A 12,293-nucleotide genomic window follows, 5' to 3' on the forward strand; every position below is an offset into this window, starting at 1 on the left:
CGTTTTATTCTGGTGTCATAGTCGTTCCATTTTCCACCTGCCTTTTTTTTCTTATTTGCGACGCGATTCCTTCAGGTGAGCTTTTCCAGTTATTGTGAGCAAAGCTATACCAGATCTCTACTCCAGGAGGCATAATTTCCTCCGAGTGCTGCACAAAAAAATCAGAAAAAGTGTAATAGCTCCTACTGCGCTTTGGAAGTTTGAAGCCATCTAGCTTGTTATGATAGGCACAAGCAGCGAGCGCCAGCATAGTGGACTTTCCGGATCCATTAACTCCAGCAAATGCAGTTATCGGATAGTCGAGATTCACCTTGAATGACGTCAGTCCGCGAATCCCGCCCGTTGAGATTTGAATGCTTCGAAGTAGTGCTTTGGTATTATCCTTGCAGAACCAATTTCGTAATTTTTTATCTAAATTACTTTCCCTGTATTTCATCGGTTCTCCCCACGATTAATTAACACCAGCTAAAGTGCTATGCTGCAATTTGTTATTCCTAGCACAAATTTCAGATACTATCGAGTCAGCGATGAAAATTTTCCTTTACGCAGATGGGTTGGCAAGATAACTCCGTGCTAAATGCAGTCGAAGTGCGACGTCAGTTAACCCCTACCATAAACAGGCTGAACTGATGGGAAAATGGAGCCGACGTTGAGTCAATTTAATTCTAGATACGTCTTAAGTTTGTCGGTAGAAACGACAAAAAATTAGGATCTTTCCTGGGTGATCGACCACGTACAGTTCCTTGAAGAAATTTTGAGGGCAGGCTTTAACCAGTTTGTCTCCTAGTTACTCGACTATCCACCGGCCACTATTGGCGAATTCCCGCCCGTGGTGACGGGCAGAAACCGGCTGCTAGCATAAGTCGAGAGGCGTCCATAATGGGATTGTTATTCAGGATTTTTTTTACCAAATAATTTGGGTAAAAGCTTTATAACTTCAGATGAGCTACGGCTCTCAATTTTATACTTTTCAAGTTCGATTGTGGTTTGCCCTTTTGACAATACATGATTTCGCTCCACGGAAAGTAAAGATTTACTAGCGTCACGAACTGCCTCTTCGTCGTCAGCCAGTACTGCTGATACCACCCCTAGATACTTGACTTCTAAATTTGTGAGCTCATTTTGAAAATATTTTATTTCTGAAAAACCTGCTTTATAAAGCCGCAAAAAAAACAGAGAGAAAGCCTGAACAAAGATAGCTAGTGAAAGTTTCGGTACGAACATCAGTGTAAGCACACCTAAGTCTAGCTGGTCATTTGGAACAACTAATCTATATGCTTCAGGCCCGATAGTATTTAGAGCCAAAGACGCCAGTACACCTAATGCCGCAATGGTAGTTAACACACCAAACACGAGGTTGGCAGTGCCGCGCCGTCCTAACGCTGCGACTTCAGATAGAAGCCTTGATCTCGCCTTAGTATACGCTTCTTCGATGGGCGCTAAGGCACGTTTAATTTGCGCGATTTTTAGCGATTGGTCAGTTAGCTCGTTCCATATTTCCTCATGAGCTTGTTTTTTGATGGTCTCAACGGTTTTTTCAATTAATGTGTCGTGATTTGAGTAATCAAGTCCCTTGATTTTATCTGAGAGCAACTGAATCTCACTTTCGATAAAATCTACACGATCAGATATATCATGAGTTATGTAATCTTCTTTGTGCAGGATTTTATCATTTTTTTCCAGAACTCCCAAAATGGCTCGCCTTGGACATAATAATAAAGTATGAATCCGATGCAGGATAGGAGAGTTACAAACGATGCTGCATCAGAGAATTCATCAGGGAAGGGAATAAGTTGTAATATCCGATCATTCCTAGCCCTTGCGGAAGCGTAGAACACAAAGCAAATAAATAAGCCAATTAACAAAGTTACTCGATGTCTGCGCGTGCGCTTCTCAAAATATCTTTCTCTAGCGTCAAACTCGCGATTAATCGCAGCTAGATCATCTTTAATCGCAGAGTGAAGATCCATACAGCCTCCATAGTCAGTGAGGGCGAGCATACATGATGGCGATACGTTGCGGGAAGTCATAGAGTGGTCGTCATAACATGCCAACAATCGAGCACAATTTTGAGTGACAAGCCGATTGGCCACGCAATTAGAGTACCACTGGATGGAAACCGTGAGACAGTCACAAGCGGTCGAAAGTGACCCTTTCCACTTCGAGGCTGAGCTCTAGATTGAACTGAACAAAATATCTTTAACTAATCGGACCGCTTTATCGAACGTCTGCTCTTGGCCGGAAGAGTCAGCCGCGCGCTACTGTGTTTGACCAGAAGAGCCATCGAAAAAAGGCTCAAATAGAACGTGGCTGCGAGTTTTCTAGTGTCCGCCATCAGGAATGTCAGATACAGCGAGGCAATGATTTGCTCCCACCTTCGGCGCAGCACGAATGAAACGGTTTTTTATCGCAGCCATCCTCGCCGCAATGGCCGTCCTATACATCGGCTACTACGAGGCCCTTGAGGATGGTGACATCGATACGATTGTCTTCATCAAGAAGCACCCGACGTTTCAGGTGAGGTTTTTCAACATTCACGCCAACGATGGAGAGGTCAGGAGGGTGGGGCGGCTGACGGAAGAGGAGCGGGGATGGATTGTTGATTACTGCCGGTATCGGTTGGGCATCGATACTGAGCTGAAAACGCAGGATGATATCGAGATGTGCGCGAAGAAATAGCTTCTTCTATTTGGTCGAGGTTGTTGGTTTTGTCTGGCAACCTCGGCTGTTTTTTTCATCTGTTGAGATAAGGGGGCAGATTTGTTGAGGGATGTGCGGTGGCATCAGCTCTCGATAAACGCCGTTTAAGAGGACATCTCCAGACACTCTCTTGGGCTACGCATCCTTGCGCCGTTGCCTACAGCTACGCCAGAATCCGCCGGCTTGTGCGCTTTGTACCTGGTCTTTATCGTCTACGGGTCGCTGGGAACCCAGCGACCGGGTTTAGCGACCCGATCAGGTATAAGTACAACGACGCTCCGGTTTGTCGCATATGTTTGCGACGACGATATGGTGGCTGTGCGTGGGAGACCTTCGGGTCTGCCGGGTCTTATACCTCTCGGTTCGCTAACCCGCGTACAGCTGCCACCCTTACTTGTTTAGCGACAGGCATGGGTGGTTCCACCAGGTATAAAAATGGAGTTCCACCATGATCAAACCGACACCTAATCCACCAGAAATCGACCCAGTTTCCCCCTACGAATCCCTCGACTCGAAAAAACTCCACGAAGCCGCCGACCGCGCGCTCGATCATTACCTCTGTCCACCCGGCGCCACGCCGTCCCCACGCAAAAACCGCGGCATGTACGCGGTGACCGCCGACAGCAAAAACGAAGACCTGCTGATGGATGCCAGTGAAACGCTCGCATCGGCGAAGACCATTGCCCAGGATGTCGCCAGTCTGGTGCCGGCGTCGCAGCGTCGGGCGTTGTTGGGGATTGCGCAGTTGGTCATGCTCGGCGAGCTGGCGGTGAATCGGGCGCTGGATAATCTGCAGATGCCGGGTTGATGTACGAAACGCGATCACCTGAGGCTTGATCGGGTGTGAGTTCGGGGCCGTCGCAAGCAAGAGCGGCCCTGATCCCAGCCTTCCCGAGCGGTCGGGGCGCGCGGAGGGAGAGGGCTAGGGGCTTTCCGTTCGCGACAGCAACGTCTCAATCCTGGCCAACGGCGGGGCGTCCTGACTTCGGTCGAACACTTGAATCCCCACCCTGAGCAGGCGGCCATTCTGCGCCGCGCCGATGACCTGCTCGCACCGCAGCAGCAACCGCCCCTGGTCACACTGCATGGCTTTCATGCCCAGCGGCAGGCGCGCCTCCAGCCGCAACTCGGCCATGCGGCTTTGCGCCGCAATCATCGCAATCGAACGGTCGCGCAGCAGGCCGCTGCTTTGCGTCATCAACCCGGCCACCCGCACCGCCGCCGACATCGCCACGGCAATGATCGCCAGCGCTACCAGCACTTCAATCAGGGTGAATCCGCTTTCTCGGGAGCGCGTAGGCATAAAAGGCCCGGAACCAAAACACAGCCCTTGACCGTAACCCCCGTCCTTGACGGCTTGACGACGAAAACTCCCGAGGAATTTCAACATCCCTGACATATCTTCTTGCAACACTGCGCGTCGAATTGAATCAAGCCAGGGAATGACGAGATGGATATCGTGCAGTTCAAACAGCCGGTTCAAGCGCCCCGAATGCCGCGTGCGCAGCAGGGCTTCACGCTGATCGAGATCATGGTCGTGGTGGTGATCCTCGGGATTCTCGCCGCGATGGTGGTGCCCAAGGTGCTGGATCGTCCGGACCAGGCGCGCGCCACCGCGGCGAAGCAGGACATCGGCGGCTTGATGCAGGCCCTGAAGCTGTACCGCCTCGATCACGGCAACTACCCGAGCCAGAACCAGGGCCTGAAAGTGCTGGTCGAGCGCCCGGCGGACGCGAAGAACAGCAACTGGCGCTCGTACCTGGAACGCCTGCCGAACGATCCGTGGGGCCGTCCTTATCAGTACCTCAACCCTGGCGCCAACGGTGAAATCGATATCTTCTCGCTCGGCGCCGATGGCCAGCCCGACGGCGAGGGCGTGAATGCCGACATCGGTTCCTGGCAGCTGTAAGGCCGGCCATGAACAACCCATCAAACCAGCAGGGCATGGCGATCATCAGCGCGCTGCTGATTGCCGCCGTGGTCGCCGTGATCGCGGCGGGCATGCTCACCCGGCAAAGCGTCGCCACCCGTGCGCTGGAGGCGGAACAACTGCGTATGCAGGGCCAGTGGCTGCTGCACGGCGGGCTGGAAATCAGCCGGCAATTGTTGTGGGACGCGCGCCAGCGCGATCCGCTGACGCGCCTCGATCAACCGTGGGCGCAGACCTTGAACAACGACGGCTTCCAGGGCCGTCTGGAAGATGAGCAGGGCAAGTTCAACCTGCGCAATCTGGTGGCCAACGAGCGCGTCGACGAGACGCAGGTCGCCGCGTTCCAGCGTCTGTGTGAATTGCTCGGGGTCAGCGGCGCGTTGAGCCAGCGCATTGCCGCGCGGGTGATTGCCTCGTACCCGCGTCTGTCGAGTGCGACGCCGGCTGCCAGCGGCGCTGGCCAAAGCAGCTTCGACAGTGGCCGCAGCACATCGCCGGGCGCTTCGCACAAACCGCAGCCGCCAACCTTGCCGATGCTGCGCAGTGTGGAGGATCTGCGCAGTGTCGACGGCGTCAGTGAGGTGCTGCTCAATAAGCTGGCGCCGTACCTGACGGTGATTCCGGCGACCACCTGGCTCAACGGCAACACGGCCACCGCGCCGGTGCTGGCGGCATACGTCCCGGGGCTGTCGCTGGAGCGCGCACAAGCGCTGATCAATGAGCGCGACGCTGGCCGCTGGTTCATCAATCGTGGCGATTTCGTCAATCGCCTGCGCATGCCGCAGCTGGAAATGACCACGGTCAAGGTCGGCATCACCAGCGACTGGTTTCGCCTGCGCGGCGAGGCGCGGCGCGAGCAGCGACGGGTCAATCTCGAAGCGCTGCTGCATCGCAGCCAGGATCGACTGCCGCAAGTGATCTGGTCGCGGGTGGGCGTATGAGTCAGTTGCGTGTGAGCCTGCCGCCCCTGGCGCAATTGAATCTGCACAGCGAACTGAGCGGCGTGTGGCTGGACCGGCAGGGCCAGGTGGTGCGCGCCGAGCGTCTGCGTCTAGGCGAGTTGCCCAGGCAGGCGCTGATCTGTTTCCTGCACCCGGCTGACAGCCTGCTGGCGAGCATCGACCTGCCTCCGTTGCCGGCGAGCAAGATCGACGCCGCCGTGCAGTGCGCGGCGCAGGCGCTGGTGCTCGGTGACAGCCGCGAGATGCACATCGCCCATGGCCCGCGCAGCGAAACCGGGCGAGTGCAACTGGCCTGGCTGGCGCGGCGCGATCAGCAATTGCTGGTGCAGTGGTTGCAGCAAGCCGGGCTGACGCTCAAAGGCCTGTACCCGGCCGCCTACGGTTTGCCGGTGCTGGCCGGGGGGGTTGGTTGTCGTGTCGACGATCACCTGTTGCTGCGCGAAGGGCCGGATGCGGCGCAAGTGCAGCCGCTGCTCGATGACGAGCCTTGGCTGCAAGCGGGACTGCCGGCGCACTGGATCGGTGATGCGCCACCGCAAGGCGTGCCATCGGTCCTGCCGGAGGCGCAGCGCTGCGCCGGGCCGCTACCGCTGTGGGGCTTGCATGGCGGTTTGTCGCTGCGGGGTGCCGAACAGCGCGGCTGGGGGCGGGCGCTGGGTTGCTGCGCGGTGGCGCTGGCGGTGTGGGTGATCGGCCTCAACCTGTACGCGGCGCGCGAGGCGAGCCAGGGCCAGCAACTGAAAACCGCCATGAGCGCGCGGGTCAAGCAGGCCTTTCCGGAATTGCCGGTGATCCTCAACCCGCTGCAACAGGTCCGTCAGCAACTGGCGGCGCGACAACAAGGTGTGGCAGACGACCCGGCCCAGCCCTTCACGCACCTGGTGCTGCAGGCTGGCAGCGGCATGCCGTTCATGGCCGGCAGCCTGCAGCGCCTGACGTACGTGGATGGCGTGTTGCAACTGACACCCCTCGACGAAGCCCGACGCGCGAACACTGACAAGGGCTGGCAGGACACGCTGGCGCAAGCCGGAATCAGCGCCAGCGCCGAGGCCACGGGCTGGACGCTGCGTGCTGCCGGTGAAGCGCCGGCCAGCGACGCGGACAGCGCGGACAGCGCGGACAGTGCTGACGACAGCGGAGCAGACGATGAATAAGGCCACGTTGGCGAGTTACCGCGGCCGTTGGCAACGCGTGCGCCGTCAATCGGAGGCGCGCTGGCAGACACTGGCACCGCGGGAAAAACGCCTGGTCGGCGGCATGGTCGCGGCCCTGCTGGGGCTGCTGCTGTGGGTTGCGCTGATTCAGCCGGCGCTGCAGAAAATCACGTATTGGCAGGCGGAAACGCCGAAGTTGCGCGCGCAGAGCGAAGCGCTGGAAGTGCTGCTGCGCGAGGTCCGCGTGCGCCCGGCCGGTCAGCCTCTTGAACTGTCGTTGCAGCAAACGCTGCAGGCCAACGGACTGGCCGAGCATTGCCAGCTCCAGGCCGGGCAGGGCGGTGCCTGGGAGCTGCGCTTCGAGGGTGCGCCGGCCGACGCCGTGCTCGACTGGCTGCTGAGCACGCCACGGCAATTTTCACTGCAAGTGGTCGAGGCCCGTCTGCAACGCGCAGACGCCGCCTCGGCCGATGATACCGCCGGCACTTTGTCGGGCACCGTTCGCATGGATCAGGCGCTGGGCGCTAAGGAAGCTTCATGAAGGGGTCAGGATCCAACGCGACACGCATGGCGCTGCCGATGCTGTTGCTGGCATTGAGCGCGTGCAGCAACACCACGCCACCGAATCAGCCGCCCTTGCTGGTGGACAGCGAACTCGGCCGGCCGCTGGCCAACACCCAGCGCAGCGGTGACGCGGTGCTCGACCGCGAACGCGCGCAGGCCCAGGCGCGGCCTGCGCCGAAGCAGCTGCACAACATCAGCGAGCGCGGGCGCAGTGGCGGGGCGCCACGCGGCAGCACGCTGCCGAGCAATCCGCTGGGCGAGCAACCGGTGACGCTGAATTTCGTCGACGCCGACATTCAAGCGGTGGTGCGGGCGTTGTCGCGTTCCACCGGCCAGCAGTTTCTGGTCGACCCGCGCGTCAAGGGCACGCTGACGCTGGTTTCCGAAGGCCAGGTGCCGGCGCGCCAGGCCTACGACATGCTGCTGGCGGCGCTGCGCATGCAGGGCTTCAGCGTGGTCGACGTCGGTGGCGTGGCGCAGGTGGTGCCGGAGGCCGACGCCAAATTGCTCGGCGGGCCGATCTACAGCGCCGACAAACCGGCCGGCAACGGCATGCTCACGCGCACCTTTCGCCTGCAATACGAGAATGCGGTCAACCTGATTCCGGTGTTGCGCCCGATCGTGTCGCCGAACAACCCGATCAACGCCTATCCCGGCAACAACACCATCGTTGTCACCGATTACGCGGAAAACCTCACGCGCGTCGCCCAGCTGATCGAAGGCATCGACACCCCGAGCGCCATCGACACCGACGTGGTGCAGATCCAGAACGGCATTGCCGCCGACATCGCGCCGATGGTTGCCGATCTGCTCGACGCGCCAGGCAATGACCCGACACAGAAAATCGCCGTGATCGGCGACCCGCGCTCCAACACCATCATCATCCGCGCCGGCAGCCCCGAGCGCACCGAGCTGGCGCGCAACCTGATCTACAAACTCGACAACGCACAGAGCAACCCGAGCAACCTGCACGTGGTGTACCTGCGCAACGCGCAAGCGGCGAAACTGGCCCAGGCCCTGCGCGGTTTGCTCACCGGTGAAAGCGACAGCGGCAGCAGCGACAGTGCGCGTTCGGTGCTCAGCGCCATGGGCAGCAGCACCGGCAGCGGCGGCGGGCAAACCGACCAGAGTGGCAGCCAGCCCGGCGGCGCCACGGCGACCCCTGCAACCGGCAGCAGCGGTGGCAGCTACGCCCAGGGCAGCAGCGGCACGACCGGCAGCGCCACCGCGCAGAGCAGCGAGCAGAACGTGGCGTTCAGTGCCGGCGGCGTGACCATCCAGGCCGACGCCACCACCAACACCTTGCTGATTTCCGCGCCGGAGCCGCTGTATCGCAACCTGCGCGAAGTCATCGACCTGCTCGACCAGCGTCGTGCGCAAGTGGTGATCGAAAGCCTGATCGTCGAGGTCGGCGAGGACGATGCCAGCGAATTCGGCGTGCAATGGCAGACCGGCAATCTCGGCGGCAAAGGCGTGATCGGCGGTGCCAACCTCGGTGGCTCGGGGATCAACCTCAACGGCAAGACCAGCCTCGATGTGTTGCCGCAAGGCCTGAACCTGGGCTACGTCAACGGCACCGTCGACATCCCCGGCATCGGCAAGATCCTCGACCTGAAAGTGCTGGCCCGCGCCTTGAAGAGCAAGGGCGGCACCAACGTGCTGTCGACGCCGAACCTGCTGACCCTGGACAACGAAGCGGCGAGCATTTTTGTCGGCCAGACCATTCCTTTTGTCAGCGGCAGCTACGTCACCGGCGGTGGTGGCACCAGCAACAACCCGTTCCAGACCGTGACCCGCGAGGAGGTCGGCCTCAAGCTCAACGTGCGCCCGCAGATTTCCGAGGGCGGCACGGTCAAGCTCGACATCTACCAGGAAGTCAGCAGCATCGACGAGCGCGCCTCGGCCAGCGCCACGTCGGCGGGCATCGTCACCAACAAACGGGCCATCGACACCAGCATCCTCCTCGATGACGGGCAGATCATGGTCCTCGGTGGCCTGCTGCAGGACGGCTACAGCCAGAGCAACGACGCGGTGCCGTGGCTGTCGACCATTCCCGGGATCGGCGCGCTGTTTCGCAACGAGCGCCGGGCGATCACCAAGACCAACCTGATGGTGTTCCTGCGCCCGTACATCATTCGCGACAGCGAGGCGGGGCGCAGCATCACCCTCAACCGATACGACTTCATGCGTCGCGCCCAGGGCGGCTTGCAGCCGGAACGCAGCTGGGCCATGCCGGACATGCAGGCGCCGCAGCTGCCGACGGCGGCGCAAGGTGTGCCGGCCACGCTGTCCGGCCCGCGCGCGACCATCAAAGCGGTGCCGCTGCAATGAGCGCATTGCCGTACGCCTGGGCCAAGGCGCAGCGCATTTTGCTCTGCGACGGCGTGCTGACGGTGTGCCCGTCGACGCCAGGCTGGTCGATCAGCGAGGTGCGCCGGCAGTTCGGCGCGACGCCGGTGCAGCGCGTGCGCGATGACGAGCTCGACGGCCTGCTCGCCAGTGCCTACGCCGACACCGGCAGCGCGGCGGCGGTGGTCGGCGCGGCGGAGAACGAAGTCGACCTCGACCGTCTGATGCAGGACATGCCCGAGATCACTGACCTGCTCGACACCCAGGACGGCGCGCCAGTGATCCGCATGATCAACGCCTTGCTCACCCAGGCCGCGCGCGATGAGGCCAGCGACATCCACATCGAGCCGTTCGAGACCCACTCGGTGGTGCGCTACCGGGTCGACGGCACCCTGCGTGACGTGGTGTCGCCGCGCAAAGCGCTGCACGGCGCGCTGGTGTCGCGGATCAAGATCATGGCCCAGCTCGACATTGCCGAAAAACGCTTGCCGCAGGACGGGCGTATTGCCTTGCGCGTGGCCGGGCGCCCGATCGACATCCGCGTTTCCACGGTGCCCACCGGCCATGGCGAGCGCGTGGTGATGCGTCTGCTCGACAAACAGGCCGGGCGCCTGCACCTGGAAACCCTGGGCATGGACGCGCAGGTACTGGCCAAACTCGATCAACTGATTCGCCAGCCCCACGGCATCGTGCTGGTCACCGGGCCGACCGGCAGCGGCAAGACCACTAGCCTCTACGCTGCCCTGGCGCGGCTCGACGCCAGCACCAGCAACATCCTCACCGTCGAAGACCCGGTGGAATACGATCTGCCGGGGATCAGCCAGATCCAGGTCAACGCCAAGATCGACATGACCTTCGCCCTGGCATTGCGAGCGATCCTGCGCCAGGACCCGGACATCATCATGATCGGCGAGATCCGCGACCTGGAAACCGCGCAGATCGCCGTGCAGGCGTCGCTGACCGGGCATTTGGTGTTGGCGACGCTGCACACCAACGACGCGGTGTCGGCGGTCAATCGCCTGATCGACATGGGCGTCGAACCGTTTCTGCTGGCCTCGTCGATGCTCGGGGTGCTGGCGCAACGGCTGGTGCGACGCTTGTGCAATCACTGCAAGCAGGAGGACCCGGCAGCGCCGGGGACGTGGCGCCCGGTCGGCTGCGCGGCGTGCAGTCACACCGGCTACAGCGGTCGTACCGGCATCCATGAGCTGTTCTGTATCGACGACGCCATCCGCACCCTGATTCATCAAGGGGCAGGGGAGCAGGCCCTGCGCGCGGCAGCGGCCAAGGCCGGCATGTTCAGCCTGCGCGAGGACGGCGAGCGCTGGATTCGCAGCGGCGCCACCGCGCCTGAAGAAATTCTCCGTGTGACACGGGACGCCTGATGAATCGCTATCGTTTTGAAGCCGCCGATGCCAGCGGCAAGATCGAGTCCGGGCACCTGGAGGCGGACAGCCAGGGCGCGGCGTTCGCGGCGTTGCGCGGTCGGGGCTTGACGGCGTTGGCGGTGGAGAAGGAAAGCAACGTCGCCCAGCACGGTGGCGGTGGACTGTTCAGCGCCAGGCTTTCGGACAACGATCTGGCTTGGGCCACACGACAACTGGCGAGCCTGCTGGGTGCCAGCCTGCCCCTGGAAGCCGCGCTGAGCGCCACGGTCGAGCAGGCCGAGAAAAAGCACATCGCCCACACCCTCAGCGCCGTGCGCGCCGATGTGCGCAGCGGCATGCGTCTGGCCGAGGCGCTGGCGGCGCGGCCGCGGGATTTTCCCGAGATCTACCGGGCGCTGATTGCTGCGGGTGAAGAGTCCGGCGATCTGGCGCAGGTCATGGAGCGCCTGGCGGACTACATCGAGGAGCGCAACAACCTGCGCGGCAAGATCCTCACCGCGTTCATCTATCCCGGTGTGGTCGGCCTGGTGTCGATCGGCATTGTGATTTTCCTGCTCAGCTACGTGGTGCCGCAGGTGGTCAGCGCATTTTCCCAGGCGCGCCAGGATCTGCCGGGGCTGACGCTGGCCATGCTCACGGCCAGTGATTTCATTCGTGCCTGGGGCTGGTTGTGCGCGGGCGTCATGGCCGGTGCGTTCTGGAGCTGGCGGCTGTACCTGCGCAACCCGGCGGCGCGTTTGAGTTGGCATCGTCGGGTGTTGAAGTTGCCGCTGATCGGGCGCTTTGTGCTGGGGCTGAACACCGCGCGGTTTGCATCGACGCTGGCGATTCTCGGCGGTGCCGGGGTGCCGCTGTTGCGGGCGCTGGAGGCGGCGCGGCAGACCTTGTCCAACGAGCGCTTGAGCCAGAGTGTCAACGAGGCCACGGCCAAGGTCCGCGAAGGGGTCAACCTGGCGGCGGCGTTGCGCGTGGAGAATGTGTTCCCGCCGGTGCTGATTCACCTGATCGCCAGCGGCGAGAAAACCGGCGCGCTGCCGCCGATGCTCGAACGCGCGGCGCAAACCCTGTCCCGCGATATCGAGCGCCGCGCCATGGGCATGACGGCGTTGCTCGAGCCGCTGATGATCGTGGTGATGGGTGGGGTGGTGTTGGTGATTGTCATGGCGGTGCTGTTGCCGATCATCGAGATCAATCAGCTGGTCCAGTAGTGGTGTGTCCGGTGCTTTGATGGTGTCTGGCCTTGCCC

The 12,293-nt window shown here is 61.1% G+C and carries 12 protein-coding genes; 9 read left to right on the forward strand and 3 right to left on the reverse strand.

Annotation, left to right across the window (positions count from 1 at the left end):
• Positions 1-4: 4 nt before the first annotated feature.
• On the reverse strand, positions 5-436 hold the full coding sequence (locus QRN70_RS00075; RefSeq protein WP_285415107.1) for an OLD family protein: 432 nt from the start codon (positions 434-436) through the stop codon (positions 5-7).
• Between the two features lie 452 nt (positions 437-888).
• Positions 889-1,692 (reverse strand): hypothetical protein, encoded by an 804-nt coding sequence (locus tag QRN70_RS00080; protein ID WP_285415109.1) that lies wholly within the window; start codon positions 1,690-1,692, stop codon positions 889-891.
• Between the two features lie 699 nt (positions 1,693-2,391).
• Here QRN70_RS00080 and QRN70_RS00085 point away from each other — a divergent pair.
• The gene (locus tag QRN70_RS00085; protein ID WP_285415110.1) at positions 2,392-2,679 is read left to right on the forward strand and encodes a hypothetical protein; all 288 of its coding nucleotides are present in this window, start codon (positions 2,392-2,394) and stop codon (positions 2,677-2,679) included.
• Between the two features lie 469 nt (positions 2,680-3,148).
• Positions 3,149-3,508 carry a DUF6124 family protein gene (locus QRN70_RS00090; protein WP_285415111.1) on the forward strand — a complete coding sequence of 120 codons (360 nt, stop codon included), beginning with the start codon at positions 3,149-3,151 and terminating at the stop codon, positions 3,506-3,508.
• Positions 3,509-3,622: 114 nt separating this feature from the next.
• Here QRN70_RS00090 and gspI read toward each other — a convergent pair whose 3' ends face one another.
• Positions 3,623-4,003, reverse strand: coding sequence for a type II secretion system minor pseudopilin GspI (gene gspI, locus QRN70_RS00095; protein WP_285417960.1), 381 nt, complete (start codon positions 4,001-4,003; stop codon positions 3,623-3,625).
• Positions 4,004-4,150: 147 nt separating this feature from the next.
• Between gspI and gspG the strand changes: the two genes are divergently transcribed.
• Genes gspG through gspF form a run of 7 tightly spaced genes read left to right on the forward strand, consistent with a single transcriptional unit; the run spans position 4,151 to position 12,255 of the window.
• Entirely contained in the window at positions 4,151-4,609 is a 459-nt protein-coding gene (gene gspG, locus QRN70_RS00100; RefSeq protein ID WP_285415112.1) for a type II secretion system major pseudopilin GspG, read from the forward strand.
• A gap of 8 nt (positions 4,610-4,617) precedes the next feature.
• Positions 4,618-5,571: a type II secretion system minor pseudopilin GspK gene (gene gspK / locus QRN70_RS00105; RefSeq protein ID WP_285415113.1), complete on the forward strand. Its 954-nt coding sequence runs from the start codon at positions 4,618-4,620 to the stop codon at positions 5,569-5,571.
• Positions 5,568-6,746: a type II secretion system protein GspL gene (gene gspL / locus QRN70_RS00110; RefSeq protein ID WP_285415114.1), complete on the forward strand. Its 1,179-nt coding sequence runs from the start codon at positions 5,568-5,570 to the stop codon at positions 6,744-6,746. The genes gspK and gspL overlap by 4 nt, the downstream gene beginning before the upstream one ends.
• Positions 6,739-7,287, forward strand: a complete 549-nt coding sequence (gspM, locus tag QRN70_RS00115; RefSeq protein WP_285415115.1) for a type II secretion system protein GspM — start codon at positions 6,739-6,741, stop codon at positions 7,285-7,287. The genes gspL and gspM overlap by 8 nt, the downstream gene beginning before the upstream one ends.
• Positions 7,284-9,641 carry a type II secretion system secretin GspD gene (gspD, locus tag QRN70_RS00120; RefSeq protein WP_285415116.1) on the forward strand — a complete coding sequence of 786 codons (2,358 nt, stop codon included), beginning with the start codon at positions 7,284-7,286 and terminating at the stop codon, positions 9,639-9,641. Before gspM ends, gspD begins: the two co-directional genes overlap by 4 nt.
• On the forward strand, positions 9,638-11,044 hold the full coding sequence (gspE, locus tag QRN70_RS00125; protein WP_285415117.1) for a type II secretion system ATPase GspE: 1,407 nt from the start codon (positions 9,638-9,640) through the stop codon (positions 11,042-11,044). The genes gspD and gspE overlap by 4 nt, the downstream gene beginning before the upstream one ends.
• Positions 11,044-12,255, forward strand: a complete 1,212-nt coding sequence (gene gspF / locus QRN70_RS00130) for a type II secretion system inner membrane protein GspF (protein WP_285415118.1) — start codon at positions 11,044-11,046, stop codon at positions 12,253-12,255. Before gspE ends, gspF begins: the two co-directional genes overlap by 1 nt.
• The last annotated feature ends 38 nt before the right edge of the window (positions 12,256-12,293 follow it).

Source organism: Pseudomonas sp. efr-133-TYG-5 (genome assembly GCF_030209175.1).
Taxonomy (GTDB): domain Bacteria; phylum Pseudomonadota; class Gammaproteobacteria; order Pseudomonadales; family Pseudomonadaceae; genus Aquipseudomonas.